General features: G+C 71.3%; 26 protein-coding genes, 1 pseudogene and 1 riboswitch. Of the genes and pseudogenes, 15 read left to right on the top strand and 12 right to left on the bottom strand.

Annotation, left to right across the window (positions count from 1 at the left end):
- Positions 1 to 133: 133 nt before the first annotated feature.
- Positions 134 to 1,753, bottom strand: coding sequence for a cation acetate symporter (locus ABZ823_RS13260; protein ID WP_361658105.1), 1,620 nt, complete (start codon positions 1,751 to 1,753; stop codon positions 134 to 136).
- Positions 1,750 to 2,106 (bottom strand): DUF485 domain-containing protein, encoded by a 357-nt coding sequence (locus tag ABZ823_RS13255; protein WP_361658101.1) that lies wholly within the window; start codon positions 2,104 to 2,106, stop codon positions 1,750 to 1,752. Before ABZ823_RS13255 ends, ABZ823_RS13260 begins: the two co-directional genes overlap by 4 nt.
- A gap of 295 nt (positions 2,107 to 2,401) precedes the next feature.
- Between ABZ823_RS13255 and ABZ823_RS13250 the strand changes: the two genes are divergently transcribed.
- The 3 genes from ABZ823_RS13250 (at position 2,402) to ABZ823_RS13240 (ending at position 7,031) form a co-directional block, all read left to right on the top strand.
- The gene (locus ABZ823_RS13250; protein WP_361658098.1) at positions 2,402 to 3,931 is read left to right on the top strand and encodes a S8 family serine peptidase; all 1,530 of its coding nucleotides are present in this window, start codon (positions 2,402 to 2,404) and stop codon (positions 3,929 to 3,931) included.
- A gap of 73 nt (positions 3,932 to 4,004) precedes the next feature.
- The gene (locus ABZ823_RS13245; protein WP_361658095.1) at positions 4,005 to 5,525 is read left to right on the top strand and encodes a S8 family serine peptidase; all 1,521 of its coding nucleotides are present in this window, start codon (positions 4,005 to 4,007) and stop codon (positions 5,523 to 5,525) included.
- An 81-nt stretch (positions 5,526 to 5,606) separates the two neighbouring features.
- Positions 5,607 to 7,031 (top strand): CoA transferase, encoded by a 1,425-nt coding sequence (locus ABZ823_RS13240; protein WP_361658092.1) that lies wholly within the window; start codon positions 5,607 to 5,609, stop codon positions 7,029 to 7,031.
- 121 nt (positions 7,032 to 7,152) lie between these two features.
- Here ABZ823_RS13240 and ABZ823_RS13235 read toward each other — a convergent pair whose 3' ends face one another.
- Positions 7,153 to 8,199 carry a zinc-dependent alcohol dehydrogenase family protein gene (locus ABZ823_RS13235; RefSeq protein ID WP_361658089.1) on the bottom strand — a complete coding sequence of 349 codons (1,047 nt, stop codon included), beginning with the start codon at positions 8,197 to 8,199 and terminating at the stop codon, positions 7,153 to 7,155.
- 154 nt (positions 8,200 to 8,353) lie between these two features.
- Positions 8,354 to 9,094: a VIT family protein gene (locus ABZ823_RS13230; RefSeq protein ID WP_361658086.1), complete on the bottom strand. Its 741-nt coding sequence runs from the start codon at positions 9,092 to 9,094 to the stop codon at positions 8,354 to 8,356.
- 389 nt (positions 9,095 to 9,483) lie between these two features.
- On the opposite strand from ABZ823_RS13230, the gene ABZ823_RS13225 reads away from it, so the two are divergent.
- From ABZ823_RS13225 to ABZ823_RS13210, 4 genes and pseudogenes are all read left to right on the top strand, one after another.
- On the top strand, positions 9,484 to 10,533 hold the full coding sequence (locus ABZ823_RS13225; RefSeq protein ID WP_361658083.1) for a DEDDh family exonuclease: 1,050 nt from the start codon (positions 9,484 to 9,486) through the stop codon (positions 10,531 to 10,533).
- 280 nt (positions 10,534 to 10,813) lie between these two features.
- Positions 10,814 to 11,074, top strand: a complete 261-nt coding sequence (locus ABZ823_RS13220) for a hypothetical protein (protein ID WP_361658080.1) — start codon at positions 10,814 to 10,816, stop codon at positions 11,072 to 11,074.
- Positions 11,005 to 11,181 (top strand): annotated as a pseudogene (locus ABZ823_RS13215) (recombinase zinc beta ribbon domain-containing protein); the annotation flags it as partial. The gene ABZ823_RS13220 and the pseudogene ABZ823_RS13215, both read left to right, overlap by 70 nt.
- A gap of 65 nt (positions 11,182 to 11,246) precedes the next feature.
- Positions 11,247 to 11,570 carry a hypothetical protein gene (locus tag ABZ823_RS13210; RefSeq protein WP_361658077.1) on the top strand — a complete coding sequence of 108 codons (324 nt, stop codon included), beginning with the start codon at positions 11,247 to 11,249 and terminating at the stop codon, positions 11,568 to 11,570.
- A 40-nt stretch (positions 11,571 to 11,610) separates the two neighbouring features.
- Here the strand turns inward: ABZ823_RS13210 and ABZ823_RS13205 are convergent, their stop codons facing one another.
- A complete protein-coding gene (locus ABZ823_RS13205) occupies positions 11,611 to 11,859 on the bottom strand; it encodes a hypothetical protein (RefSeq protein WP_361658075.1) in 249 nt (82 codons plus the stop codon).
- A 450-nt stretch (positions 11,860 to 12,309) separates the two neighbouring features.
- On the opposite strand from ABZ823_RS13205, the gene ABZ823_RS13200 reads away from it, so the two are divergent.
- Positions 12,310 to 13,098, top strand: coding sequence for an SURF1 family protein (locus tag ABZ823_RS13200; RefSeq protein WP_361658072.1), 789 nt, complete (start codon positions 12,310 to 12,312; stop codon positions 13,096 to 13,098).
- 99 nt (positions 13,099 to 13,197) lie between these two features.
- Positions 13,198 to 13,953, top strand: coding sequence for an SDR family oxidoreductase (locus tag ABZ823_RS13195; protein ID WP_361658069.1), 756 nt, complete (start codon positions 13,198 to 13,200; stop codon positions 13,951 to 13,953).
- Between the two features lie 147 nt (positions 13,954 to 14,100).
- On the opposite strand, the gene ABZ823_RS13190 is transcribed toward ABZ823_RS13195, so the two are convergent.
- The 3 genes from ABZ823_RS13190 to ABZ823_RS13180 form a co-directional block, all read right to left on the bottom strand.
- Entirely contained in the window at positions 14,101 to 14,913 is an 813-nt protein-coding gene (locus ABZ823_RS13190; protein WP_361658067.1) for an enoyl-CoA hydratase/isomerase family protein, read from the bottom strand.
- A 132-nt stretch (positions 14,914 to 15,045) separates the two neighbouring features.
- The gene (locus ABZ823_RS13185; protein ID WP_010987827.1) at positions 15,046 to 15,267 is read right to left on the bottom strand and encodes a helix-turn-helix domain-containing protein; all 222 of its coding nucleotides are present in this window, start codon (positions 15,265 to 15,267) and stop codon (positions 15,046 to 15,048) included.
- Between the two features lie 366 nt (positions 15,268 to 15,633).
- A complete protein-coding gene (locus ABZ823_RS13180; protein ID WP_361658064.1) occupies positions 15,634 to 17,232 on the bottom strand; it encodes an ABC-F family ATP-binding cassette domain-containing protein in 1,599 nt (532 codons plus the stop codon).
- A 330-nt stretch (positions 17,233 to 17,562) separates the two neighbouring features.
- On the opposite strand from ABZ823_RS13180, the gene ABZ823_RS13175 reads away from it, so the two are divergent.
- A complete protein-coding gene (locus ABZ823_RS13175) occupies positions 17,563 to 17,976 on the top strand; it encodes a VOC family protein (protein ID WP_361658062.1) in 414 nt (137 codons plus the stop codon).
- A 7-nt stretch (positions 17,977 to 17,983) separates the two neighbouring features.
- On the opposite strand, the gene ABZ823_RS13170 is transcribed toward ABZ823_RS13175, so the two are convergent.
- The 3 genes from ABZ823_RS13170 to ABZ823_RS13160 all read right to left on the bottom strand — a co-directional run bounded on the left by ABZ823_RS13170 (position 17,984) and on the right by ABZ823_RS13160 (position 21,666).
- A complete protein-coding gene (locus ABZ823_RS13170; RefSeq protein WP_361658059.1) occupies positions 17,984 to 19,441 on the bottom strand; it encodes a hypothetical protein in 1,458 nt (485 codons plus the stop codon).
- 256 nt (positions 19,442 to 19,697) lie between these two features.
- A complete protein-coding gene (locus ABZ823_RS13165) occupies positions 19,698 to 20,825 on the bottom strand; it encodes an alpha/beta fold hydrolase (protein ID WP_361658056.1) in 1,128 nt (375 codons plus the stop codon).
- A 106-nt stretch (positions 20,826 to 20,931) separates the two neighbouring features.
- Positions 20,932 to 21,666, bottom strand: coding sequence for a class II aldolase/adducin family protein (locus tag ABZ823_RS13160; RefSeq protein WP_361658053.1), 735 nt, complete (start codon positions 21,664 to 21,666; stop codon positions 20,932 to 20,934).
- Between the two features lie 420 nt (positions 21,667 to 22,086).
- Between ABZ823_RS13160 and ABZ823_RS13155 the strand changes: the two genes are divergently transcribed.
- The 5 genes from ABZ823_RS13155 to ABZ823_RS13135 all read left to right on the top strand — a co-directional run bounded on the left by ABZ823_RS13155 (position 22,087) and on the right by ABZ823_RS13135 (position 25,453).
- Positions 22,087 to 23,400 (top strand): inorganic phosphate transporter, encoded by a 1,314-nt coding sequence (locus tag ABZ823_RS13155; RefSeq protein WP_361658050.1) that lies wholly within the window; start codon positions 22,087 to 22,089, stop codon positions 23,398 to 23,400.
- 15 nt (positions 23,401 to 23,415) lie between these two features.
- Positions 23,416 to 23,628: a hypothetical protein gene (locus tag ABZ823_RS13150; protein ID WP_361658047.1), complete on the top strand. Its 213-nt coding sequence runs from the start codon at positions 23,416 to 23,418 to the stop codon at positions 23,626 to 23,628.
- Between the two features lie 258 nt (positions 23,629 to 23,886).
- Positions 23,887 to 24,744 carry a helix-turn-helix transcriptional regulator gene (locus ABZ823_RS13145; RefSeq protein WP_361658045.1) on the top strand — a complete coding sequence of 286 codons (858 nt, stop codon included), beginning with the start codon at positions 23,887 to 23,889 and terminating at the stop codon, positions 24,742 to 24,744.
- Positions 24,745 to 24,788: 44 nt separating this feature from the next.
- Positions 24,789 to 25,259, top strand: a complete 471-nt coding sequence (locus tag ABZ823_RS13140) for a hypothetical protein (RefSeq protein WP_361658043.1) — start codon at positions 24,789 to 24,791, stop codon at positions 25,257 to 25,259.
- Positions 25,256 to 25,453 (top strand): hypothetical protein, encoded by a 198-nt coding sequence (locus ABZ823_RS13135; protein ID WP_361658041.1) that lies wholly within the window; start codon positions 25,256 to 25,258, stop codon positions 25,451 to 25,453. Before ABZ823_RS13140 ends, ABZ823_RS13135 begins: the two co-directional genes overlap by 4 nt.
- A gap of 74 nt (positions 25,454 to 25,527) precedes the next feature.
- Here the strand turns inward: ABZ823_RS13135 and ABZ823_RS13130 are convergent, their stop codons facing one another.
- Positions 25,528 to 25,653, bottom strand: a complete 126-nt coding sequence (locus ABZ823_RS13130; RefSeq protein ID WP_361658215.1) for a DUF397 domain-containing protein — start codon at positions 25,651 to 25,653, stop codon at positions 25,528 to 25,530.
- A 430-nt stretch (positions 25,654 to 26,083) separates the two neighbouring features.
- Positions 26,084 to 26,159, top strand: a riboswitch (cobalamin riboswitch).
- Positions 26,160 to 26,279 lie beyond the last annotated feature (120 nt).

The raw sequence follows: 26,279 nt of genomic DNA, 5'->3' as shown, positions 1-26,279 counted from the left end.
GGATCACTCTTCCGTCATCTGCGAGCCTACGGGACGGCGCCGACAACGGCAGCGGCCCGATCCCACGAGGTGCGTGACGGCCGCGTCGTAGATCCCTACGACGTCCTCTGCGACGCGGCCGCCTGCGGGACGGTCAGTGTGCTCCGGTGCCGGTCAGGGACCGTACCTCCAGCTCTGCGTACTTGCCGGCGTCCGGCCGCTCCTTCGACAGGAGCGTGCCGAGCCAGCCGAGCAGGAAGCCGACCGGGATGGAGATGAGGCCCGGGTTCTCCAGCGGGAACCAGTGGAAGTCGGTGTGCGGGAACATCGACGTCTCCTTCCCGGACACCACCGGCGAGAACAGCACCAGGCCGACGGCGGTCACCAGGCCTCCGTAGATCGACCACAGGGCTCCGGAGGTGGTGAACCGCTTCCAGAAGAGGCTGTAGAGGATCGTCGGCAGGTTCGCGGAGGCGGCGACCGCGAAGGCGAGGGCGACCAGGCCCGCCACGTTCAGGTCACGGGCGAGGGCACCGAGGGCGATGGAGACGGCGCCGATGCCGACGGTCGCCCAGCGGGCGGCGCTCACCTCCTGCTTCTCGCTCGCCTGCCCCTTCTTGATGACGTTCGCGTAGATGTCGTGCGCGAACGAGGAGGACGAGGCGAGGGTCAGGCCCGCGACCACCGCGAGGATCGTGGCGAAGGCGACCGCCGAGATGGTGGCCAGCAGGATCGCACCCCAGCTGGAGTCCGTGCCTCCCAGATGGAGGGCGAGCAGGGGCGCGGCCGTGTTGCCGGCCTTGTTGGAGGCGATGATCTCGGCGGGCTTGATCAGTGCGGCGGCGCCGAAGCCGAGGGCGAGGGTCATCAGGTAGAAGGCGCCGATGAGGCCGATCGCCCAGTTGACCGACTTCCGGGCGGCCTTGGCGGTGGGCACCGTGTAGAAGCGGATCAGGATGTGCGGCAGGCCCGCGGTGCCGAGGACCAGGGCGATGCCGAGGGAGAGGAAGTCCAGCTTGCTGGTGCCGGTGGCCCCGTACTTCAGACCGGGCTCCAGGAAGGGCGAGCCCTTGCCGCTGTTCGCCGCGGCCTTGCCGAGCAGGTCTGACAGGTTGAAGTGGAACTTCAGCAGCACCAGGAAGGTCAGCAGCAGGGCGCCCGCGATCAGCAGGACGGCCTTGACCATCTGCACCCAGGTGGTGCCCTTCATGCCGCCGATGGTGACGTACACGATCATCAGGAGGCCGACGAGGGCGACGATGCCGATCTTGCCTCCGTCGCTGGTGATGCCGAGGAGCAGCGAGACCAGGACGCCCGCGCCCGCCATCTGGGCCAGCAGATAGAAGATCGACACGACGATCGTGGAGGTGCCGGCCGCGGTGCGGACCGGGCGCTGGCGCATGCGGTAGGCCAGTACGTCGCCCATGGTGTAGCGGCCGGAGTTGCGCAGCGGCTCGGCCACCAGCAGCAGGGCCACCAGCCAGGCGACCAGGAAGCCGATGGAGTACAGGAAGCCGTCGTAGCCGAAGAGGGCGATGGCGCCCGCGATACCGAGGAAGGAGGCGGCGGACATGTAGTCGCCGGAGACCGCGAGTCCGTTCTGGAAGGCGGTGAACTGGCGGCCGCCCGCGTAGAAGTCGGCGGCGTTCCTGGTCTGGCGGCCGGCCCAGACGGTGATGACGAGGGTCGCGGCGACGAACACCGCGAACAGGGTGATGATCAGAGGCCGGTGCTGGCTCGCCTCACCGGCGGCCAAAACGATCGTGGGGCTCATGCGCCGCCCTCCATCCGGGACTTGATGGCCTCGGCCTTGGGGTCGAGCTGGGCGGCGGCGTGGCGTGAGTACCACCACGCGATCAGGAACGTGGTGAGGAACTGGGCGAGGCCGAGCACCATGGCGACGTTGACGTTGCCGAAGAGCTTGGTGCCCATGAATCCGTCCGCGTAGTTCGACAGCAGCACGTAGACCAGGTACCAGGCGATGAACGCCACGGTCAGCGGGAAGGCGAACGAGCGGTGGGAGCGGCGCAGTTCACCGAATTCGGCGCTCTCCTGGACCGCGATGAACTCATCGGTGGACGGAAGACCGGCTCCGGTCTTGGAGGGGGGAGGTGCGTCGGTGGCCACGGTGTCTCCTCGATTGCGGACCTCTCAGTGATGTGGGTCACATCACCGGGTGGGACGCTATCGCTCCGGTGCGTGATCCAACAGGGGGCGGCTACCGCCTCGGTGCCCCCTGCCCGAATCACGGTGTGACCCGGGGGCCGGTTCAACTCCCTTGGTTTCTTTTTTACGTGGTCGCCGGAAGTCGTTGCTGACCCGCCGGGCGGCGGATAGCGTCACCCTGCACCCCCCGTCATGTACCTGCCGGGATGCCATCGCGTTCCGGCTCGTTCACGTTTCCGGATGATGTGGAGATCCCATGGCTCATCTGCGTTCCAGACGCCGGCTCGCCCTCGCCGTGCCTGTCGTGCTGTCGCTCACCGCCTCCCTGGGCTTCCTGCCGAGCGCGGCGTCCGCCGCCCCGCGCACCGACTCCGTGGTTCGCACCGCCGATGGGCCCGAACTCGCCTACGTCGTCAACACCCGGACGGACCGTCACACCATCACATCGGTGCAGCAGGCGATCACCGCGGCCGGCGGCACGGTCGTGGTGACGTACGACAGGATCGGTGTGCTCGTCGTCCACTCCGCGAACCCCGACTTCGCCAAGACCGTCCGTACCGTCCCCGGGGTGCAGTCCGCGGGCGCGACCCGGACCGCCCCGCTGACCGCGGCGGGCACCACGGACGAGGGCGCGGCGCAGTACCTGACGAAGAGGCAGGCGGAGAAGCTCACGAGTGCCTCGGCTGCCGCGGGCGAGAGCGAGCCCCTCGAGGCCGATCAGTGGGACCTGCGCGCGATCGGCGCCGACCAGGCCGCGAAGATCAACCCGGGCAGCCGGAAGGTCACGGTCGCCGTCATCGACACCGGAGTCGACGACACCCACCCTGACCTCGCCCCGAACTTCTCCGCGTCGCAGTCCGCGAACTGCGTCGGCGGCAAGGCGGACACCTCCTTCGGCGCCTGGCGGCCCGCGAAGCCCGAGCACTACCACGGCACGCACGTCGCCGGCGAGATCGCGGCGGCCCGCAACGGCGTCGGTGTCGCCGGTGTCGCGCCGAACGTCCAGGTCTCCGCCATCAAGGTGGCCGACCCGGTCAGTGAGCTCTTCTACCCCGAGAGCGTCGTCTGCGCGTTCGTGTTCGCCGCCGACCACGGCGTGGAGATCACGAACAACAGCTACTACGTGGACCCGTGGCTCTACAACTGCATGGACGACCCGGACCAGCGGGCCATCGTCGACGCGGTCAACCGGGCCCAGCGGTACGCCCAGCGCAAGGGCACCCTCAACGTCGCCTCGGCGGGCAACTCCAATGACGACCTCGACTCCCACGCCCTGGTCGACGACTCCAGCCCCGACGACTCCACCGCGGTGACCCGCACGGTCGACCCGCACGAGTGCTTCGACGTGCCGACCCAGCTGCCGGGCGTGGTCACGGTCAGCGCGACGGGGGTCACGAAGGCCAAGTCGTACTACTCCAGTTACGGCGACGGCGTGATCGACGTGGCGGGTCCCGGCGGGGACAAGTACCAGGTCCCGGACACGCCCTCGAAGAACGGCCGCATCCTCTCCACCATGCCGGGCGGCAAGTACGGCTTCCTTCAGGGCACCTCGATGGCGTCTCCGCACGTGGCGGGCGTGGCCGCGCTGCTGAAGTCGGCTCATCCGCGGGCGACCCCGGCCCTGCTCCAGGCGCTGCTCAAGGCACAGGCCGACAACCCGGGCTGTCCGGCCGGCCCCTACGACGGCGACGGCGACGGGGTCGTGGACGCCACCTGCGCGGGCGGCAAGCGCGTGAACGGGTTCTACGGCTTCGGCATCGTCAACGCGCTGCGCGCTGTCGAGTAACCGTCCCGCTCGGCCGAACTGAGCCCCGCACGGCTCGTACCGCTGTTTCGCGAACGAACGGGAGACCTCCACCATGACAGCGCAGCGCACACGCGCCCGCCGCCTCATCGCCGTCCCGCTGGGGATGGCCATGGCGTCGGCCTTCGCCTTCCTGCCCCACGTCCCCGCCTCGGCGGCGGAGACGGCCCCGAAGGCGACGACCACGGACGCGAGCTCACTGAGCTATGTCGTCAACGTACGCCCCGGGCAGGGCACCTCCGCGCAGGTGAAGAAGGCCATCGCCGACGCGGGCGGCTCGATCCTGGTCGCCTACGACCGGATCGGCGTGATCGTCGTCCACTCCTCGAACCCGGACTTCGCCCGGACCATCCGCACGGTCCGCGGAGTGCAGTCCGCGGGCGCCACCCGCAACGCGCCCCTTCCGGCGCAGTCGACGACCGACGTGGGCACCCCGCACATGCTCACCTCCGAGGAGGTCAGGAGCGCCAAGGCGGCCGACGGGCAGGATCCGCTGGAGCCCCTCCAGTGGGACCTGCCCGCCATCAAGGCGGACAAGGCGCATGAGAAGACGCTCGGCAGCCGTGACGTCACGGTCGCCGTCATCGACACGGGCGTGGACGACACGCACCCCGACATCGCGCCGAACTTCGACCGCGACGCGTCCGTCAACTGTGTGTCGGGCAGACCGGACACCGCCGACGGGGCCTGGCGGCCGAGTGCGGCGGAGAGCCCGCACGGCACGCATGTGGCGGGGGAGATAGCGGGCGCGAAGAACGGCGTCGGCATCACCGGTGTCGCGCCCGGCGTGCGGGTCGCCGGCATCAAGGTGGCAACGACGGCCGGCTACTTCTACACCGAGGCCGTGGTCTGCGGCTTCGTCTGGGCGGCCGAGCACCACGTCGACGTGACCAACAACAGCTACTACACCGATCCCTGGTACTTCAACTGCACCGACGACCCGGACCAGAAGGCGCTCGTCGACGCCATCACCCGGGCCTCGCAGTACGCGGAACGCAAGGGCACGGTCAACATCGCCGCCGCGGGCAACGAGAGCTACGACCTGGACGCGGACTCCCTCACCGACCCGGTCTCCCCCAACGACGGCACGCCGAGCGACCGGGTGGTCGACCCGCATCGGTGCTTCGACATCCCGACCCAGCTGCCCGGTGTGGTGACCGTCGCTGCGACCGGCGCCAAGGGCATCAAGTCGTCCTTCTCCAACTACGGCCTCGGCGTCATAGACGTGGCCGCGCCCGGCGGGGACTCCACCAGGTACCAGGCCCCGGCCCCGCCGGCCACCAGCGGTCTGATCCTCGGCCCGCTGCCCGGCGGCAGATGGGGCTACATGGCGGGCACGTCGATGGCGACCCCGCATGTCGCGGGCGTGGCCGCCCTCGTCAAGTCGACGCATCCGCACGCCTCCGCCGCCCTGGTGAAGACACTGCTGTACGCCGAGGCCGACGCCACGCCGTGCACGGACCCGTACGACATCGACGGCGACGGCAAGGTCGACGCGGTGTGCAAGGGCTCCAAGAACCACAACGGGTTCTACGGGTGGGGCACCGTGAACGCGTGGAAGGCCGTCACGAGGTAACGGCGGTCTCCGGGAGGGGGCCCGTGCCTGGGCCCGGGCCCCCCTCGCCGTTGGATCCAGTGCACCCGGCATAGTGCCCGCATGACCGATACGGATGTGGCATGGGCGGCACTGGGTGGGGATCCGGCGCTGGTGCGCGGGATCACCCACGTGGTACGGGAGGGGGCGCTGCCCTCGCGGCTGCCCGTACGGGAGGTGGCGCGGGCCTGTGCAGGGGCCTGTGCGCTGGCCGCCGCCGAGTGGGGCGCACGGCGGGCCGCACTGCCGGTCGTGCCCGAGGTCCGGGTGGACGACGGGGCCGTGGCGACCGCCTTCCACAGCGAGCGGCATCTGCGGGTCGACGGCCGCGGCCCGGTCACCTTCGCACCGCTGTCCCGGTTCTGGCGCACGGCGGACGGCTGGGTGCGCACGCACGCGAACTACCCCCATCACCGCGAGCGACTGCTCGGCGCCCTCGGACTGACGGGGGACGCGTCCGTGGAGACCGTGGCCGCCGTGCTCGCCGAGCGGTCGGCCGCCGAGGTGGAGGAGAGCGTCTACGCGGCCGGCGGGCTCGCGGTCGCGGTGCGCACGCCCGGGGAGTGGGCGGCGCACGAGCAGGGGCGTGCGGTCGCCGCGCATCCGCTGGCGGGCCGTGAACGGCTCGACAGGGCGCCCGTACGCCCGCTCCCGGCGCTCGACGGTGTGCCGCTGCTACCCGCCGCGGGCCTTCGCGTCCTGGACCTCACCAGGGTGATCGCGGGTCCGGTGGCCACGCGCACGCTGGCGCTGCTCGGCGCGGAGGTGCTGCGGATCGACAGCCCGCGCCTGCCCGAACTCCCCGACCAGCACGCCGACATGGACATCGGGAAGCGTTCCGCCGCCCTCGATCTGAGGGCACCCGCGGACCGGCGGACCTTCGAGGAACTGCTGACGCAGGCGGACGTCGTCGTCACCGGCTACCGGCCCGATGCGCTCGACCGGTTCGGTCTCGCCGCGGAGCAACTCGCGGAGCGGCGGCCCGGGCTGGTGGTGGCTCAGTTGTCGGCGTGGGGCGCGTACGGGCCTTGGGGCGAGCGACGGGGCTTCGACAGCCTGGTGCAGGTCGCCACCGGGATCGCGGTGACCGAGGGTTCGATGGAGCGGCCGGGGGCCCTGCCCGCACAGGCCCTGGATCACGGCACGGGATATCTGCTGGCCGCCGCGGTCCTGCGGTCCCTCACCGAGCAGACGGAGGAGGGCGGCACCCGGGTCGTGAGGCTGTCGCTCGCACGGACGGCGGCCTGGCTGACGGACGGGAGGGACCGGCGAGCGGAGCGGGCCGGTGCCGCGCAGGACGGTCCGGCGGCTCCAGTGGCGTACGACGGCCCGGAGCCCTGGCTCGGGGACACCGACAGCGCACTGGGCCGGCTGCGATACGCCCTGTCGCCGGTGCGTTTCACGGGCGGACCGTCCGACTGGACGCGACCGCCCGGGCGGTGGGGCCAGGACCCGGCCCGATGGCCTACGGCCTCGTCGCAAGGCTGAACGGCCCGGGGCCGGCGGGATCGGCTGCCGCACGCGGTTCCGTTCGCCGTGTCTGGGTCCGCCGCAAGCGCCGCGGCGCCCGCCTCCGAAGGCGGGCGCCGCGTTGCCGGGGCCGCTGCGCTCAGCTGCCCATGACGAGCACCTTCAGAGCCGCGCGCTCGTCCATCGCCTTGTAGCCGTCGGGCACACCCGCCAGGTCGACCGTACGGTCGAAGACCGGCGAGGGGTCGATGGTGCCGTCGAGGACGTCGGGCAGCAGCTCGGGGATGTAGGCGCGCACCGGCGCGACGCCGCCGCGCAGGGCGATGTTGCGGTCGAACATGACCCCCAGGTCGAGTCCGGTACCGCTGCCGTGCGGGACACCGACGAAGCCGACGGCGCCGCCGTCGCGGGTGATGTTCACGGCGGTCCGCATCGACTGCTCGGTGCCGACGGCCTCGACGACGGCGTGCGCGCCCTGCCCACGGGTCAGCTCCCGGACGGCCTCCACGGCGGCGTCCCCGCGTTCGGCGACGACGTCGGTGGCGCCGAAGCGGCGGGCGATGTCCGTACGTGCCTCGTGGCGTCCCAGGGCGATGATCCGCTCGGCGCCGAGCCGCTTGGCGGCCAGCACGGCGCACAGTCCGACGGCCCCGTCCCCGACCACGGCGACCGTGGCACCCTGGCGGGCTCCCGCGCCGAGGGCGGCGTGGTGCCCGGTGCCCATGACGTCGGAGAGCGTCAGCAGCGCGGACAGCATCCGTTCGTCCGAGGCGGCCTCCTTGGGCAGCCGGACGAGGGTGCCGTCGGCGAAGGGGACGCGCACGGCCTCGCCCTGGCCTCCGTCGTAGCCGACCGCGCCCCAGAAGCCACCGTGCTCGCAGGAGGTGGTGAGTCCCTCACGGCAGTAGTCGCAGACGCCGTCGGACCACATGAAGGGCGCGACGACGAGGTCGCCGCGCCGGACGCCGGCGACGTCGGAGCCGGTCTCCTCCACGAAGCCGAGGAACTCGTGCCCGATCCGCTGTCCCGGCTGCCGGGAGGCCTCACCGCGGTACGCCCACAGGTCGCTGCCGCAGATACAGGCGCGCAGCACGCGGACGACCGCGTCGGTGGGCAGCTGCACCACCGGCTCGGGCACGTCCTCCACCCGCATGTCGTAGGGGGCGTGGATGGTGGTGGCGCGCATGGCGAGGATCTTTCTCGTGCGATCATTCCAGATGGCGCTCAGGGGTGTCGAGCACACTTCACGGTACGCCGTCGGCCTCCGGTGGCGCGCCGAGGGTGCCTCGGCCGGGGGGCGCGCGGCGGCCGGCGGACGCGGTGCGGCGCGGGACCGTCCCTCACACCCCTGCCGCCCCCAGCAGCTTCCCCGCCGCGTATGTGATCCCCATCGCCAGCGCCCCGCCCGCCACGTTCCGCGCCACCGCGCGGCCCGGCTTCGCCGCGCCCAGGCCTGCGCTGGTCCAGCCGGTGACGACCAGGGCGGCCAGGACGGACACCACCGTCACGGGGAGCCGCCAGGCCGCGGGCGGCAGCACGATGGCCAGCAGCGGCAGCAGGGCGCCCACCGTGAAGGCGAGGAAGCTGGCCCCTGCCGCGTGCCACGGGTTGGCCAGTTGGTCGGGGTCGATGCCGAGCTCCACGCGCGCGTGGGCGCGCAGCGCGTCCCGGGCCGTCAGCTGGGTGGCCGCCTCGCGGGCCACCTCCCGTGACAGGCCCCGCCGCTCCAGCAGTTCCGTCAGCTCGTCGAGCTCCTCCTCCGGCTGCTCCTTCAGCTCCCGCCGCTCCAGGGCCAGCGCTGCCTTCTCCGAGTCCCGCTGCGTCGACACGGACACGTACTCGCCCACCGCCATCGACATGGACCCGGCCAGCAGACCCGCCAGTCCCGCCGTCAGCAGCGCGGTGCGGTCGGTCGTGGCGCCCGCGACGCCGACGACGAGACCCGCGGTGGAGACGATGCCGTCGTTCGCGCCCAGCACCGCGGCCCGCAGCCAGTTCAGCCGCGAGCCGAGCGCGCCGTCATGCGCCTCTTCGTGGGCCGGGCCGCCCGCGGGCGCTCCGCCGGGTACTGCATCGTTCACGCCGGGAGGGTCTCATTCCGAGCGGGGAAGGACGGCGGGCCACGCCGACGGAGGGCGACGGAGGGCTCCGCTCTCCTTGTCCCGGTCGTGCCGTTCCAGGGCGGAGCGCCGCTGACTCGGCGCCCCGCAGGCGGGCACTCCGAGCGCCGATGCGCGCACTTCCGCTCGTCTCTCGGCCAACTTGGCCACTCAGGACCGGAGTTGTGTCCGGCGCCGTGCCGCACCCCCGCGGTCCTGCGGACGGCCGAGGGCGCGCGTTCGCCCGGCCGGAGTGAACTCCGCTGGGGCGATGAGGGGTTGCGCGCGCCCCGCGATCGGGGTCCCGCGACGGGCTTCGACGGCCCGGGCGGGGACGGCGCTGTCAGTCGTGGCCCGTATCCTCGTTGACCATGCTCGAAGACCGGACGACCGCAGCGTCCTCCCCCACAGCGTGGCCGACCGCGTATCCGAAGGGATACGCGGTCGTTGACGTGGAGACCACCGGCCTGGCCCGGGACGACCGGGTCATCTCCGCGGCCGTCTACCGGCTGGACGCGCGCGGCGAGGTCGAGGACCGCTGGTACACGATGGTCAACCCGGAGCGCGATCCGGGCCCGGTGTGGATCCACGGCCTGACGAGCGAGATGCTGGAAGGCGCCCCGCTCTTCGGGGACATCGCCGAGGAGTTCGCCTCCCGGCTGGCGGACCGGGTGCTCGTCGCGCACAACGCGGTCTTCGACTGGCAGATGATCGCGCGGGAGTACGCGCGTGCGCGGCGCGAGGCGCCGGTGCGCCAGCGGCTGTGCACCATCGTGCTCTCCAAGGAACTGGGCCTCCCGCTGCCCAACCACAAGCTGGAGTCGCTGGCGGCGCACTTCGGCGTCGTCCAGCAGCGCGCACACCACGCGCTCGACGACGCGCGCGTGCTGGCGGAGGCCTTCCGACCCAGTCTGCGGGCCGCGGCGGCGGGAGGTCTGCGGCTGCCCCTGCACGAGTGCCGGCCGCTGACCGAATGGGCGGACCGGCCCGCACCGCGCATCGGACAGCAGGCGGGCGGTTACGGGGGCTATCGGCCCGGCAGCTGGCGCCCCTCCCGCAAAAGGCCTGCGTGCCCCTATCCCAACCCGGGACGGTATGAAGCGGGCAAACGACTCAAGCAGGGCATGCGGGTCGCCTTCTCCGGGGACACGTCGGTCGACCGGGAGCTGCTGGAGGACCGCGCGACGGAGGCCGGTCTGCATGTCGCGACGAGCCTGTCCCGGCTGACGAGCCTGCTCGTCACCAACGATCCGGACTCGGGCACCTCCAAGGTGGTCAAGGCCCGGCAGTACGGCACGCCGGTGGTGGACGAGGCCGCGTTCGGCCAGCTGCTGCGAGACGTCGAACCGGCGGTGGACAAGCCCGCCCCCGCGGCGGGCAAGGAGGCGCTCGCCGCGGAGCACGCGCTCGGCGGCCCCTGACTCTGATCTTCAAGACCCTCTCGGGACAGAACTTCGACCTCACCACATCGGACGGCCGGTTCTCGGCCCGCCTCTTCGTCAACACCGGCAACAAGAGCAGCGAGGACACCAGACGCCGCGTGATCCGGGCGAACGTGACCAAGGCCAAGAAGGGCCAGTCTCACGCGCGGGGTCTGATCTTCGGGTGGTTGGAGGATGATCCCAGCAAGCTGAACCCTGAGACTGCCCCGATACGTAAGAAGTAGAGAAGTACCTCGCCGGTGATCGTGTAGCCACGATCATGAAGTGGCTCGCCGAAGAAAACGTGGTCAACATTGCCACCGGCAAGCACTTCACTTGGGGTGGCACTAAGGCCCTGATCCTTGCTCCGCGGAACTGGGCTATCCGCACCTATAACGAGGAGATCATCTATGACGACGACAACGAGCTCGTCATGGGCGACCGGGAACCGATCTTCTCCACGCTCGACACCTGGTATTTGCTGCAAAAGCTGAAGGGCCGGGATGCCAAGAACCCCGATCAAACGTCAGCTACCTGCTGAGCGCCATTGCACGGTGCGGCCGGTGCGGCGCCACCCTCAAGGGGCACCCCAAGTGGAAAAAGGGTGAGCGTACGCCGGGCTACAACTACAACTGCAACAAGCAGCGTCCCGAGCACTGCGGCGGCCTGTCCATCGACGGCCCACAGCTTGACGAGCTGATCCAGGATCTCGTTTGGCATCAGGTGCTCAGGGCCAGCAGAAGCAGGTCCCGGAGGCCGCCGAGCCGTGGTCTGGTGGAGTGGTGCTTGCAGGGGTCGAGGGCGAGATCACCGAGCTTCAGGCGCTCTGGAAGGCCAAGAAGGTCCGGGCCGCCTCGTACGTCATGGCCTTGGACGACCTGAACGCTCGCAAGAACGAGCTGCTGGCAGACCGCGCGTACCACGCCGTCCCGGGTGGCACTCGTTCGGTGCTCCGGGCGGTGCTCATTCACCCGGCCAAGAGCCGGGGAGGCAGGTTCGATCCCGCGCGGGTCGAGCCGGTGTTCCACACCGCCTGAAACGAGAAAGCGACCCCTCCCGCGGGGGGAGGGCCACTTCCTATGCTGGCGATCCAACCTTGTCGACGATTCCCACCTTCCCCTCCGCACGGGAGCAGTGGGCTCCGCAGTAGAAGTGTCCGTCGACCTCGACGCCCTGACCGATGATCTGCACACGACAGTGCTCGCAGATGGGTGCCATGCGATGGATGGCGCAGGCGAACGAATCGAAGACGTGACGAGCACCGTCCTGGGTCTCCACGGTGAATGCTAGCTCGTAGTCATTCCCGCACACTTCGCAACGTGTCATAAGCGGCATGGTCAGCCACCCGGAAGGTGCTCGCAAGCTGACAGCGCCGCGCTAGCCAGGTATGACGCCTGGTCGGCGTAGGGGTCATTTCAAGTCCATCAGTTCAAGGATCTCGTCCGCCTGGTCCTCACCGAGGACCGGAGCATCAGACACCATCTGTCAAGCACTCTTCTTTTGCCACACACTCCCTACAGTGACTTACTATCCATTAATTATTTGAGACGGTATTTCGAATACATTTGGACGTACTGACGCACCAAACGCGTACGATGAATCCGCATCTGAAGCTGCACCCTTCAGGTGTGTAGCGCCCGGTTGCCCCCGGGCGCGTGCCCCCAGGGTTGCCCCCTGGGGGTTCTGCGCCCGCGCCGAAGGGAAGGCGGGGATCGTCGACCGGGTCTGAGACACCCCCGTGACGGCGCACCACGTCCCGAGATGTACCGTCGTGGGGTGTACCGCTTCCTGTTGTCCCGGCAATGGGTGATCCTCACCCTTGTCGCCGTCGCGCTCATCCCGACGATGATCGAGCTGGGCTTCTGGCAGCTGCACCGCCACGAGCACAAGGTCGCGCTGAACAAGGTGATCACCGACTCGCTGGCGGCGGCGCCGGTCCCGGCGGAGTCGCTGACCGCGCCCGGGTCGAAGGTCCAGCACGAGGACCTGTACCGCCGGGTGACGGCGAAGGGTGCCTTCGACCCGGCCCAGGAGGTCGTGGTGCGCCGCCGCACCAACTCCGACGGCGAGGTCGGTTACCACGTCCTGACCCCCTTCGTCCTCGACGACGGGAAGGTCCTCATGGTCAACCGGGGCTGGATCCCGGCGAACGGCGCGCAGACCGACTTCCCCAGGATCCCGGCACCCGCGCGGGGTGAGGTCACCGTCACGGGCCGTCTGATGCCGGACGAGACCACCGCGGAAAGCGGCATCAAGAACGTGCGGGGCCTGCCGGCCCGCCAGGTCATGCTGATCGGCAGCGAGCAGCAGGCGCAGCGCCTCGGCAAGCAGGTCCTCGGCGGCTACATCGAGCTGACCTCACCCGCCCCGAAGGGCGGCAGCCCCGAACTGCTGCCCGACCCGGAGCACAGTGACATCGGCCCGCACATGGCCTACGCCGTCCAGTGGTGGCTGTTCTCGGCGGGCGTTCCCTTCGGCTGGTTCGTCCTGGCCCGCCGGGAGGCCCGCGAACGCGCCGCGGCGGCGCGGCAGCCGGCGCAGGAACCGGCACCGGCCGCCGCCTGACCGCGGCAGAGTCCCACCCAGCCGGTCGCACCGTTCGACATGTGGGCCTTGTGGGACCACCCTCGCGCTCCAGGGGGACCGGACGGCAGGATAGGGACCATGGATCTTGGACTGAAGGACCGGGTGTACGTCGTCACGGGCGGCACCCGCGGGCTGGGCAACGCGGCCGCGCGGGAACTCGTCGCCGACGGGGCGAAGGTGGTCGTCACGGGTCGTGACGAGAAGGGGGCCGCCGAGGCCGCGGCCGGGCTGGGCCCGAACGCGGTGGGTCTGGCCGTCGACAACGCCGATCCGGAAGCGCCGGCCCGGCTGATCGCCGCGGCACGTGAGCACTTCGGCGGCTTCGACGGCATCCTCGTCAGCGTCGGCGGGCCGCCGCCCGGCTATCTCGCCGACAACACGGACGAGCAGTGGACGGCCGCCTTCGAGTCGGTGTTCCTGGGCGCGGTACGGCTGGCCCGCGCGGCCGCCGCGGAGCTGACCGAGGGCGGTGTCATCGGTTTCGTCCTGTCCGGTTCCGTGCACGAGCCGATCCCGGGCCTGACGATCTCCAACGGTCTGCGCCCCGGCCTCGCCGGCTTCGCCAAGTCACTCGCGGACGAGCTGGGCCCCCGCGGCATCCGTGTCGTCGCGCTGCTCCCGGCCCGTATCGACACCGACCGGGTGCGCGAACTGGACGCGCTCTCGGCGGACCCGGAGGCGACGCGCGCGGCCAACGAGTCCCGGATCCCGCTGCGCCGCTACGGCACCCCGGAGGAGTTCGGCCGCGCCGCCGCGTTCCTGCTGTCCCCGGCGGCCTCGTACCTGACGGGCATCATGCTCCCGGTCGACGGCGGCTTCCGGCACGGCTTCTAGCTAGACTAGCGACCCACCGCCCCTTCGCCGCCGGCCCGGGCACGTCCGCCCGGCCGACCCGCTCGGCGGTGCCCGGCCAGGCGGCGCCGTTCGGACAGCCGGGCCGGTTCACCGGGGCGGCCGGGCGGGTGAGGGGGCCCGCGTACCTCAGTCGCCGGTGCCGGCCAGGTCCCGCAGGCGTCGGGCCTGCGCGGCCCGTTCCGCGGCGCGCTGCTCCTCGTAGGACCTCTCCTGAGCCCCGCGCAGCAGTGTCTTGGTCTCGATGACCGCGTTCCGGTCCGCCGCGAGCAGCGCGGACGCCAGGTCGCCCACCGTGCCGTCGAGTTCCTCGCGCGGCACGGAGATGTTCGCGAGTCCGCTGGACACGGCCTCCTCGGCCAGGACGAAGCGGCCCGTCACACAGATCTCCAGCGCGCGAGCGTACCCGACCAGACTCACCAGCGGATGCGTGCCGGTGAGGTCCGGTACGAGGCCCAGGCCCGTCTCACGCATGGCGAACTGCACATCGTCCGCGACGACACGCAGGTCGCAGGCGAGGGCGAGCTGGAAGCCCGCCCCGATGGCGTGCCCCTGCACGGCGGCGATGGAGACGAGGTCATTGCGCCGCCACCAGGTGAACGCCTCCTGGTATCCGGCGATGGTCGCGTCCAGCTCGGCGTCGTCGCTGCGCGCGAGGTCGATGAACGTCGGTTCCCCGGCGATCCCCTCGGGCGTGAACATCTGACGGTCCAGCCCCGCCGAGAACGACTTGCCCTCGGCTCGCAGCACGACCACCCGGACGGAACCGGGCAGCGCGCGTCCGGCCTCCGCCAGCGCCCGCCACAGAGCGGGGCTCTGCACATTGCGCTTGTCGGGGTTGGTCAGCGTCACCGTGGCGATCGCGTCGTCGACGGTGAGCCGTACGCCGTCCTTGTCGAGGACCGGGCCGTCCTTGTCGAGTACCGGGTCGAGCGAAGCCATGCGGCGCCTCCGATGGGTGCGGTCAGACGAGGATGCCGTACGAGGACATCCACAAGTGACTGCACAGTAACCACCCGGCCGATCAACCGACCGACCGGGTGGCCACCACCGAAGCCGATGGGCCGCCCGGCGTCAGGCCGTCGTGGCCTTCTTGCCCCGCGTCGCCCCGCCACGCCCTCGTAGCGTGACACCCGACTCGCTGAGCATCCGGTGAACGAAGCCATACGAGCGGCCGGTCTCCTCGGCCAGTGCCCGGATGCTCGCACCGGAGTCGTACTTCTTCTTCAGGTCTGCCGCGAGCTTGTCGCGCGCGGCGCCGGTCACCCGGCTGCCCTTCTTCAGAGTCTCGGCCACCCGTGCCTCCTCATGGGAAGTGCGCTCTGGTCTCCTCATGATCACCCCTCGGGGGCGGGATGGCCACCCATTCGGCAAGGTCCGTGCCACAAGGTTGTGACGACAGGAGCGGATCCCCACGAGTGGAATCCGATATTCCGCCCGGTCGTGTCCATACACCCGAACGGGTTCATCCGGGAACCACCAGGTCAGCGACGCGCGACGGCCGAGCCCTTGGGAGAGAAGGGCTCGGCCGTCAATTGCGTGTAGGACACACCCCGGTACGAGGAGATCTCACACAGATGATGGATCACGGATCGGCCGAATGATCCATACGCAGTGGATCATCCGTGCGGTCAACCGGGGCTGACCGCACGGATGCGGGCGTCAGGCGAGGGTGACGAGGTCGGCGTAGCCGGCGCCCCACAGGTCCTCGACACCGTCGGGCAGCAGGATGATCCGCTCCGGCTGGAGCGCCTCGACCGCGCCCTCGTCGTGGGTGACCAGGACGACGGCGCCCTTGTAGGTGCGCAGCGCGCCGAGGATCTCCTCGCGGCTGGCCGGATCCAGGTTGTTGGTCGGCTCGTCGAGCAGCAGCACGTTCGCGGACGACACCACGAGGGTGGCGAGGGCGAGACGGGTCTTCTCGCCGCCGGAGAGCACACCGGCCGGCTTGTCGACGTCATCGCCCGAGAACAGGAAGGAACCGAGCACCTTGCGGACCTCGACCAGGTCCATGTCGGGCGCGGCCGAGCGCATGTTCTCCAGGACCGTGCGGTCCGCGTCGAGGGTCTCGTGCTCCTGGGCGTAGTAGCCGAGCTTGAGACCGTGACCGGGGACGACGGCTCCGGTGTCCGGCTGCTCGACACCCGCGAGCAGCCGCAGCAGGGTGGTCTTGCCGGCGCCGTTGAGTCCGAGGATGACGACCCGGGAGCCCTTGTCGATGGCGAGGTCGACGTCGGTGAAGATCTCCAGCGAGCCGTACGACTTCGACAGGCCCTCGGCCATCAGCGGGGTCTTGCCGCAGGGCGCGGGCTCCGGGAAGCGGAGCTTGGCCACCTTGTCGGACTGGCGGGCGGCCTCCAGGCCGGCCAGCAGCTTGTCCGCACGGCGGGCCATGTTCTGCGCGGCGACCGTCTTGGTGGCCTTGGCGCGCATCTTGTCCGCCTGCGCGTTCAGCGCGGCGGCCTTCTTCTCGGCGTTCTGCCGCTCGCGCTTGCGGCGCTTCTCGTCGGCCTCGCGCTGCTGCTGGTAGAGCTTCCAGCCCATGTTGTAGATGTCGATCGCGGCGCGGTTGGCGTCCAGGTAGAACACCTTGTTGACGACCGTGTCGACCAGGTCCACGTCGTGCGAGATCACGATGAAGCCGCCGCGGTAGCTCTTCAGGTAGTCGCGCAGCCAGACGATCGAGTCGGCGTCGAGGTGGTTGGTCGGCTCGTCGAGCAGCAGGGTGTCCGCGTCGGAGAACAGGATGCGGGCCAGCTCGATACGGCGGCGCTGACCTCCGGAGAGCGTGTGCAGGGGCTGGCTCAGCACGCGGTCGGGCAGGTTGAGCGCGGCGGCGATGGTGGCGGCCTCGGCCTCGGCGGCGTACCCGCCCTTGGTGAGGAACTCGGTCTCCTGGCGCTCGTACTGCTTCAGGGCCTTCTCGCGGGTGGAGCCCTTGCCGCTGGCGATGCGCTGTTCGTTCTCGCGCATCCTGCGGATCAGCACGTCGAGACCGCGCGCGGAGAGGATGCGGTCGCGGGCGAGCACGTCCAGGTCGCCGGTGCGGGGGTCCTGCGGCAGATAGCCGACCTCGCCGGAGCGGGTGACGGTGCCCGCGGCGGGGATGCCCTCGCCGGCGAGGACCTTGGTGAGGGTGGTCTTGCCGGCGCCGTTGCGGCCGACGAGGCCGATGCGGTCACCCTTGGCGACACGGAAGCTGGCGTTCTCGATGAGGATGCGGGCACCGGCGCGCAGCTCGATACCGGAGGCGGAGATCACGGACAGACTCCAGGGCTGGTGTTCCCTGCTCGATCGGGGTCGAGAGCTTGGGGGAGGGCGGCGGGATGGACGGCTGAGGACGTTCCCGCCGTCTAATGCGCGAGGAGAATGGCCATGGGCCCCAGTCTAACGGGGGCGTGCAAGCGCTTTTCCCGTACGCGGTCGTCCGGCACTGTGATGCTCATTGCTGTCCGGCGCCGGAGGGCGGGCGCGGGGCGGGCGCGCGGAGGCGCTGTCGGTACCCGGTGCGAGACTGGGAGAAGGCCGGGTTTCCGGCCGGGACTGCGGGAGCCGGGGTTCCGCCCGGGACCGCGGGAGGGGTGAGTCGGGATGGCGGGCATGGACGGCAGGCGGCCGAGCATCTACCCGACGCTGCTGTACGCGGACGCGAGGGCGGCCATCAGAGAGCTCACGGAGGCGTTCGGCTTCATGGAGCTGTCGGTGTACGAGGGCGAGGACGGGTCGGTGCTGCACGCCGAGCTGGTGCAGGGCAACGGCGCGGTGATGCTCGGCTCGAAGGGCCACGGCGGCCCCTTCGACGAGGCCATGAAGGGGGCGGGCCCGAGCGCGGTGTACGTCGTCGTGGACGACGTGGACGCCCACCACCAGCGGGCCGCGGAGCACGGCGCGGACATCCTGATGCCCCCGACGGACCAGGACTACGGCTCGCGGGAGTACATGGCCCGTGACGCCGAGGGCAACATCTGGAGCTTCGGGACCTACGCCCCCGAGACGGCCCTCTGAGCGGCGCTCAGCTGCCTCCGGTGTGCACCTGGAACGCGGCACGGCGCACGGCCTTGGCGAGCGCCGGGTCCGGGTGGGCGGCGGCGAGCGCCACCAGGACCTGCACGGTGCGGGGGTGCCCCACCGCACGGACCTCGTCGAGAAGCGCGGGCACGGTGGCCTGCACGGCGGATTCCAGGTGGCGCACCAGCAGCGGGGCCTCGCCGTGGTCGGCGACGGCCGCGGCCGTGTCGACCCACAGCCAGGTGGCCTCCTCCCTGGTGAGCACCTCGTGCGCGTCCTCCGGGTCGGCGCCCTCCTGCTCGGCGAGCCAGATCAGCGCGTAGGGGCGCAGCGTGGTCTCCTCGGCGGCGGCCCGCACATCGGGTTCGGCGGGCGCCCCGACCACGCGCAGCGCCTCGAAGGCCAGGCCCCGCAGGAGGGCGTCCTCGCCGCGCGCGGCGTCCAGGAGTTCGGTGACGGCACTGCCGACGGGGCGGGCGGCGAGCCAGGCGCGGTACTCGGCGCGGGCCGCGTTCGGGCGGAGCCCGGCGCAGCCGCGCAGCATGTCCTCCGCGTTCTGCTCGATGTTGCCGGCGGGGCTCTGCGCGGCGACGCAGATCTGCTCCAGCTTGACCCAGACCGCCCAGCTGCCGAGCGGTGTCAGGGTGGCATGCCCGTCGGCGCGGGTGAGGGCTCCGACGTTGGCGAGCGCGTCGAGGGCCCAGTCGAGCAGGGGGGCGAGCTCGGTGTCCTCGGCGGGGTCCTGGACCGGTGCCGGTGCCGTCCCGGGGCCGGCGGGGGTGGCGCGGAGCTTCTCGCCGTAGGGGTGCGGGGCGGCGGGCGGTACGTAGGCGATCTCGCACCGTTCGGTGCGCAGTTCGGTGACCCGCTGCTCGAGGAGGTCGAGGAGCTGCTCGACGGGGACGGGCCCGGCGGACAGCTGGAGGAAGGAGAGCACCTGGGGCATGGCCGAGACGACCTCGGCGACGGCGGCGTGCTCACGGTCGGCGGGCTCGGGGTAGGCGAGCGACCAGGCGTCGAAGAGGGCGACCCAGCCGCGCAGGACCGCGGAGTCGTCACGGTTCCAGGCGCGCAGCCGCCAGCCGGGGCGGGCGATGTCGCCGTGCACCTCGACGAGGCCGGCGAGGCGGGCGGTGTCCCAGTCGGCGCGCACCTGAGCGGCGGTCAGGCCCAGGTCGGCGGCGGCTCGTTCGGCGGTCGCGTCGTGGAGGGTGCCCGTGCCGTCGGAGGTCGCGCCGTCACGACGCGGTCCGAGCGAGGTGTCGGCCCAGCGGGCGACACGGGCCGCGTCGGCCAGGCGGGCACGGGCCATCCCGGCCAGCTCCGCGGGCGGGGGTGTGCCCTCGGGGGGCCGGGGTGCGGGGCGGCGCGAGCGTCCCTGGGCCACCGCTCGGGGAGCGGCGGCCAGGGGACGCGGGCGGACGAGTCGGAGCCTGAAGTCGCGCGGGGTACGGGACGTCACAGGTGCAGTCTTCCGGTTGACGGTCCGAAAACCCAAACGGAATGTCACCGCGGGCGACAGGGCTGGCCAAGGCACTGCTTCCGGAAACGGGGTGCGAAGGCGGTGGTGCCCCCTTGGCAGGAGCTAAGCGGAAGGGGTTGCGGCGGGCGGGGCGGGCCGTGGGTTCGCGTCGGTGAGGACCGTGGGGCGCGTCCGGGCCCCGTGCCCCGTGGGGCGCGTCCGGGCCCCGTGGGCCGCGTCCGCGGGGGCCTGTGGGTCACATGAGGGGGGTCAGGAAGCGGCGCAGGGCCTCTTCGTAGGCCTCGGGGTCGGCGTTCCACATCGCGCCGTGCGGGGCGTCCCGCACCGTGTGCAGGGTGACGAGGTCGCTGCGGCGTTCCGCGAGGCGGCGCGAGGGTGCCCAGGGCGCGACGGCGTCGTCGGGACCGTGGAAGATGAGGGCCGGCACCGTGAGCTGGTGCGGGTCGGCGGGCCCGTGGACGTGGTCGCCGTACAGACCGGTGCGGCCCTGGGCGGCGCGGACGGCCAGCGGCAGCAGCGCGCCGGGGGTGCGGCGGGCCGCTGCGAGGGAACGCAGCGTGGCCTCCCAGTTGAGCACGGGCGAATCGAGGACCAGTCCGGAGATCCGTGCGCGCAGCGTGGAGCGCGTGGCGGTGCGCAGGGCCATGGTGGCTCCGGTGGACCAGCCGTACAGGACGACGCGCTCGGCGCCGTGGCGCATGGCGTGACGGATGGCGGCCTCGACGTCGCGCCACTCGCTCTCGCCGAGGTGGTTCAGGCCGTCCAGGGGGCGCGGTGCCCCGGGGTCGCCGCGGTAGGCGAGGTCGAGCACCGGGAACTGGTGGCGGTGGAGGAACTCCATCACGTTCATCGGCTGTTCCCGGGTGGTGCCGAGCCCGTGCACGGTGATCACCCAGGTGTCGCGGACGCTGGGTACGAACCAGGCGGGCAGTGCTCCGAGTTCACCCGGCACGTCGACGTCGGTGTGGTCGAGGCCGAGGGCGGTGCCTGGGTCGCCGATGTACAGGTTCGGGGTGAGCCACGCCCTGTCGCCGGGTTCCAAGGTGCCGTGGCTGACGCGCTCCAGGCGGCGTACGACGGTGTCGGCGGAGTGGGGGGCGGAGTTCAGAACCGGGCCGACCACCGCGTGGGAGCCGTCCCCGGACAGGCCGTAGAAGCCGGGGCGCCGGGAGGCCAGGTCGCGGGTGAGCGCGATCCGACCGGCCGCCGTGGAGTGCACGGTGAGGCGGGGTTCGGTGGGCAGCGGGCGGCCCGGCGGGGCCTTGAGCGCGGCGTTGCTGGCGAAGCGGCCCACGGCGATCCCGGCCGCGCCCGCGGCGATGGCTACGGTGGCGGCTGCGGCCGCCGCTTTCACAGTGCGCACTTGTCCAGTCTCCCGTTGGAGGTCGCCCCCGGCCAGCGGGAGGACGGCACGGGCGCTGTGCGGGGGCGCACCGTGCGTTCCCGGTCGCCGTCCCCTTCCACTGCTGCTACTGCTGCCCGTACCCCCGCAGACGCTCCTCAGCCTTCGCCAGCTGTTCCCGGGTGAGGAGCGCCGGGGTGAGGCCCGGCACCGACGACGCCGTCAGCCACAGCCGGCACATCCACTCCAGCTGTGCCGTGCGGTCGTACGCCTGGGTGAGCGACGATCCGTAGGCGATCGTGCCGTGGTTCCCCAGGAGGCACGCGGTGCGGTCCCTCAGGGCGCCGAGCATGTTCTCGGCCAACTCCTCGGTGCCGTAGGTCGCGTAGGGGGCCACCCGGACCGCGCCACCGAGCGCTCCCGCCATGTAGTGGATCAGCGGCAGCTCCGGTACCAGGGTGGAGACGGCCGTCGCGTGCACGGCGTGCGTGTGGACGACCGCCCGCGCTCCGGTGGCGCGGTAGACGGCGAGGTGCATCGGCAGCTCGCTCGTCGGCCGCAGGGAGCCGAGCACCTGCCGGCCGTCGAGGTCGACCGCGACGACGTCGCCGGGCGCCAGCCGTTCGTACGGCACTCCGGTGGGAGTGACCAGCACGGTGTCGCCGACGCGTACGGAGACGTTGCCGGATGTGCCGACGACCAGTCCGTCGGCCACGGTCCGGCGTGCGGTCGCGACGAGCTCGACCCAGGCCCGTGTGACCTCGTCCTGCGGGCCGGGCGTCCCCGGCCCGGCTTGCTCACGCACGTCGTCCCGTGTGTCCCGTTTGTCCGTGTCCCGTGCGTCACGCCGCTGCTCAGCCATGCCGCGATCCTCCCAGGCGGGCGCCGGGTCCACCGCCGGCCGGGCGGACTGTGGGCCCGGCGCCGCAGCGGCGGCGGTCGCGGCGGCGGTCGCCCTGACGGGCCCCCACACGGCCGGGGGTCCGGCGTCGGGGACCGGCGCCCGGCGCGGGCGTCATCCGGCAGCCCGCCGGGTGACCGAAATCTCTTCAACGGTCGCCTGACCGGCTGAAGAGGTTCGCCAAGGCCGGCCGAGGGCCTCACCCGGGCCTCCGGAGGCCGAAGTTCCGCCTTCGTTCGAGAGCAAGGGTGTCGCTGCCCGCCGTAACCCGAGGGACGATAGCCCGTTTGATACACCCCCAGGTATACATCAGTTCATCTTCTGTTCATCCAGGTTGCCTACGGTCCACTTGCCACTGACCTCCCACAGAAGCCTGGGTAAATGGAACACATCACGCTCCTCCTCGGAATCGTGATCGTCACCGCTCTCGCGTTCGATTTCACGAACGGTTTCCACGACACTGCCAACGCGATGGCGACGACCATCTCGACCGGCGCCCTGAGGCCCAAGGCGGCGGTGGCGATGTCCGCCGTGCTGAACCTCGTCGGCGCCTTCCTCTCCGTCGAGGTCGCCAAGACCATCTCCGGCGGCATCATCAACGAACAGGGCATCCGCGTCGAAGTGATCTTCGCGGCCCTGGTGGGCGCCATTCTCTGGAATCTGCTGACCTGGCTTCTGGGCCTGCCCTCCAGCTCCTCCCACGCTCTCTTCGGAGGTCTGATCGGCGCCGCCGTCTCCTCGGCCGGCTGGTCCGCCGTCAACGGCTCGACGATCGTCACCAAGGTCCTGATCCCCGCGGTCGCCGCACCGATCGTGGCGGGACTCGCCGCCATGCTGGCGACGCGCCTGTCCTACGCCGTCGGCAGCCGCGCCGACGAGAAGGCGACCGCGAAGGGCTACCGCGCCGGGTCGATCGCGTCGGCAGGTCTGGTCTCCCTGGCGCACGGCACCAACGACGCCCAGAAGACGATGGGCATCATCACCCTCGCGCTCGTGACCGGCGGCGTCATCGCCCCCGGCTCGAACCCTCCCACCTGGGTCATCATCTCCGCCGGCCTGGCCATCGCGCTCGGCACCTACCTGGGCGGCTGGCGCATCATCCGCACCCTGGGCAAGGGTCTGACCGACCTGGCTCCGCAGCAGGGCTTCGCCGCCCAGACCAGCGCGGCGACCGCGATCCTCGCCTCCTCGCACATCGGCTTCTCGCTCTCCACCACCCAGGTGTGCTCCGGTGCCGTCATGGGCGCCGGCCTCGGCCGCAAGGGCGGTGTGGTCCGCTGGTCCACCGCGACCCGGATGTTCGCCGCCTGGGGCCTGACCCTCCCGGCCGCCGGCCTGGTCGGCGCGGGCGCCGAACTCCTCACCAAGCAGGGCACATGGGGCACCGCCGCCACCGGTGTGCTGCTGATCGCGGGTGCCGCCGTCATCTGGAGCCTGTCCCGCCGCAAGCCGGTCACGGTCGAGAACGTCAACGACGTCGAGGCGGAGCCCGCGGGCGTCGTCACGACGGCCATCGCCGCGGTGAGCCCGCCCCCGGCGGGTCCGCTCGCCACGGCCGACACCGCCACGGACCCGGCCACCGACCCGACCGGACCGAAGGCCACGATCCCGGCCCAGAGCACCGGTCCGAAGGCCACCATCCCGGCCCGGACCCCCGACTCCTCCGCGGAGCCGACCAGCCCCGCGACGGTTTAAGGAAGCACACCCCTCATGAAGATCGACTGGGCAGCACTCGGCTCCGTCTTCGGCGTCAGCCTCGTGGTCACCGTGGCCCTGGTGGGCCTGTTCACCCTGGGCGTCGTGGGCCTCGCGAAGAAGGGGTCGCCCCGGGGCGGCGCCGCCCTCGCGGTCACCGGCGCGTACGCCTGCTTCGCGGCGTGCGCGGCGGCGGTGGCGTACGGGATCTATCTGATCGTGTCCTGACCCCGCACGACGCGCGTCCGTCCGCCCGGACTCTCCACGTCAAGCTCCCGCAGTGATCCTCACTGCGGGAGCTTGGCTTTTTGGTTGGGCATATACCGGTTTGCTACGTTCTACACCGCATCGCGACCACGTCGAAAAGACAGGTGTCAGAACGCAGGTGTCTGGCCGCCCACGCCCAACTCACCTAGTCTAGTGGGTGAGTTGCTGCTCGACGTCGGCCGCCCGACCAGTCCAGGACGACGTGTGGCAAGGAGCGACATGGCCAGGGACATCGATCCGAGCCTGAACCGACGCAGGCTCCGCATCGAACTGCGCAAGGCACGCGAGGACGCCGGTCTGACCCAGCGGGAGGCCACCGACGCGCTGGAGTGGTCCCTGTCCAAGCTGATCCGCCTGGAGGCCGGGACGGTCAGCCTGAGCGTCACCGACCTGCGCGCACTGCTCCAGCTGTACCACGTCACCGACCCGCAGCTGGTGGCCGAGCTCGAAGAGGCCGCCCGCGGGTCGAAGGGACCGTCCTGGTGGGCGCCGTACAACGACATGGTGCGGCCGCAGTTCGCCCAGTACCTGGGCTACGAGAGCGCCGCGACCTCGATCCGCTTCTACCACCCGTCCGTCGTCTCCTCGCTGTTGCAGATCGAGGACTACACACTGGCCCAGCTCGCGCCGCGCGAGAACGGGGACCTGGCCCGCCGCTCGGCGGAACTGCGCGCGACCCGACAGGAACGGATCTTCGACGGGAACAACGGGCCGGACGTGCACATCGTCCTGGACGAGGCGGTCGTCCGACGGGTCATCGGCGGGCCCGGGGTGATGCGCCGTCAGCTGGAGCACCTCAAGACGATCTCCCGGCATCCCCGGGTCACCCTGCGCCTACTGCCGTTCACGGCCGGCGCGCACTACAGCATGGGCGCGTCCTTCACCCTGCTCGGCTTCACGGACGGCGACGACCTGCTCTACCTGGAAGGCGCCACCGGCAGCGTGGCCAACCGCGACGACCTCGGTCTCACGGCCCGCTATCAGGAGTGCTTCGAGGACATCAGCACCAAGGCGTACGAGGGCGACCGGATGATCGAACTGATCGACGCGGTCAAGGAGAGTCTCGGCAACAGCTGAAGCCCGGGAAGGACGGCCCGGGCGGACAACGGGGAGGAAGACCCATGGCGGTGCTCGGGTTCCTTGAATGGTGCAGGCAGCTGCGCGTGTTCCGCTTCCCGGCGGCGGGTGAACCGCCCGGCTCCCCCGCGGCAGCCGCCGCCCCGGACGAGGCGAGGCCCCTCCCCGACGAGGCGGGGCCCCTACCCCAGGAACGGGACTTCCGCGGCGAGGGCGGAATGCACCTGTCCCCCACCCGTCTGCTGCTGGGCACCACATGCGGCAGCGTGCTGCTGCTCGGCATCGCCGTGTCGGCCCGGGTGGCGCCCCACCTCGGGCCGGACGCCCTGACCCCCCTGACCGAGACGGTACTGGGAGCGCTCGGCGCGGCCGTCGTCACCGCCCTCGCCGCACAGGTCGGCCGGGCCCTGCGCGGCCGACCGGGAGCGGCGCGACTCCCGGAGGTCAGCGGGTCCCCGAGCCCCGTGGACGAACCGTCGCCGCAGCCCGGTCGAGAACACGGAGACGTTCCGTGACCGGGGTGAGGCCCCACCACAGGCCGGCGCAGGCCGCCGCGACGATCGTCACCACCAACCACACCAGGGCCCGTGCCGTGGATCCCGGCACGAGCAGGGCGGCGAGCGCTCCGATGCCCACGGCGAACACCCCCGTGGTCAAGGAGAAGAGCGCCAGCGGGGCCGCGGCCGACAGCGCGGTTCGCGGGCTGTAGGGACCTCCCGCCCGCGCCGGCACTTCCTTGGCACTGTCCCCCATGCGAGCCCCTCCCGCCCTCTGGACGGACCTTCAGAAACCGTCCACCGCCGGGTCCTCGAGTCCAGCCAGCAAACCACACCACGCGGTACGGCGAAAGACGAGCACCGGGCCGGTGCGCCGTTTCGAGTCACGCACCAGTATGTGCGCCCCCTCCACGGCCACTTCGACACAGTCGGTGTTGTCACCTCCCGAATGACTGCTCTTCCGCCACACACGCACCGACCCCACCCTGCCGACCACACCGACCTCCGCTCATCAGTCAGCGCCCCGACCCGGCGTCCTCACCGCGACGCTCCCGAGCGCCGTGTTCCCCCGCTGCCCGGGGCAGCGAAGGCCGGCCACACCAGGGTCGTCTCCCCGCAACGAAACACCCAATGCCGCTCGTCGGCGCTCTCCGCGTTCGTCCCGCCGCTCCCCTAAGTGTTCCCAGGTTGCCCGTCAGGAATGAGCACGAAAGGCGCCGATTCGGGTGGCTGACGATATTTCGGCGGTGTGGGGCTCAGCACACCGCTGCATCGCAGGTCAAGAGCAAGTTGACGGGTGTTCGGGGCGCGTGGTGGACTGCCGGGGCCAATACGGCGGCAGGAGAGGAAGCCGGTGCGAGTCCGGCGCGGTCCCGCCACTGTCACCGGGGCACCACACGCCCCGGGAGCCAGGAACTCTCACCGCCGGTCTCGTCGAGCCAGGGCGTGGACACCCTGAGTGAGGACATATCGCCATGCGCGGCTGCCGATTGAGGTCCCGTACCCGGATCCTGCCCGACCCCACGCTCGGCTGAGCCG

Origin of the sequence: Streptomyces sp. NPDC047079 (genome assembly GCF_040643755.1) — a bacterium.
Lineage (GTDB): Bacteria > Actinomycetota > Actinomycetes > Streptomycetales > Streptomycetaceae > Streptomyces.
This window is presented reverse-complemented; position numbering and strand designations above follow the sequence as displayed.

What these genes read in the sequence shown, in the direction of transcription:
- ABZ823_RS13260 (WP_361658105.1), bottom strand. Translation starts at nt 1,753, where the DNA reads ATGAGCCCCACGATCGTTTTGGCCGCCGGTGAGGCGAGCCAGCACCGG.
- ABZ823_RS13250 (WP_361658098.1), top strand. Translation starts at nt 2,402, where the DNA reads ATGGCTCATCTGCGTTCCAGACGCCGGCTCGCCCTCGCCGTGCCTGTC.
- ABZ823_RS13245 (WP_361658095.1), top strand. Translation starts at nt 4,005, where the DNA reads ATGACAGCGCAGCGCACACGCGCCCGCCGCCTCATCGCCGTCCCGCTG.
- ABZ823_RS13240 (WP_361658092.1), top strand. Translation starts at nt 5,607, where the DNA reads ATGACCGATACGGATGTGGCATGGGCGGCACTGGGTGGGGATCCGGCG.
- ABZ823_RS13235 (WP_361658089.1), bottom strand. Translation starts at nt 8,199, where the DNA reads ATGCGCGCCACCACCATCCACGCCCCCTACGACATGCGGGTGGAGGAC.
- ABZ823_RS13225 (WP_361658083.1), top strand. Translation starts at nt 9,484, where the DNA reads ATGCTCGAAGACCGGACGACCGCAGCGTCCTCCCCCACAGCGTGGCCG.
- ABZ823_RS13220 (WP_361658080.1), top strand. Translation starts at nt 10,814, where the DNA reads ATGAAGTGGCTCGCCGAAGAAAACGTGGTCAACATTGCCACCGGCAAG.
- ABZ823_RS13205 (WP_361658075.1), bottom strand. Translation starts at nt 11,859, where the DNA reads ATGACACGTTGCGAAGTGTGCGGGAATGACTACGAGCTAGCATTCACC.
- ABZ823_RS13195 (WP_361658069.1), top strand. Translation starts at nt 13,198, where the DNA reads ATGGATCTTGGACTGAAGGACCGGGTGTACGTCGTCACGGGCGGCACC.
- ABZ823_RS13190 (WP_361658067.1), bottom strand. Translation starts at nt 14,913, where the DNA reads ATGGCTTCGCTCGACCCGGTACTCGACAAGGACGGCCCGGTCCTCGAC.
- ABZ823_RS13175 (WP_361658062.1), top strand. Translation starts at nt 17,563, where the DNA reads ATGGCGGGCATGGACGGCAGGCGGCCGAGCATCTACCCGACGCTGCTG.
- ABZ823_RS13160 (WP_361658053.1), bottom strand. Translation starts at nt 21,666, where the DNA reads ATGGCTGAGCAGCGGCGTGACGCACGGGACACGGACAAACGGGACACA.
- ABZ823_RS13155 (WP_361658050.1), top strand. Translation starts at nt 22,087, where the DNA reads ATGGAACACATCACGCTCCTCCTCGGAATCGTGATCGTCACCGCTCTC.
- ABZ823_RS13150 (WP_361658047.1), top strand. Translation starts at nt 23,416, where the DNA reads ATGAAGATCGACTGGGCAGCACTCGGCTCCGTCTTCGGCGTCAGCCTC.
- ABZ823_RS13145 (WP_361658045.1), top strand. Translation starts at nt 23,887, where the DNA reads ATGGCCAGGGACATCGATCCGAGCCTGAACCGACGCAGGCTCCGCATC.
- ABZ823_RS13140 (WP_361658043.1), top strand. Translation starts at nt 24,789, where the DNA reads ATGGCGGTGCTCGGGTTCCTTGAATGGTGCAGGCAGCTGCGCGTGTTC.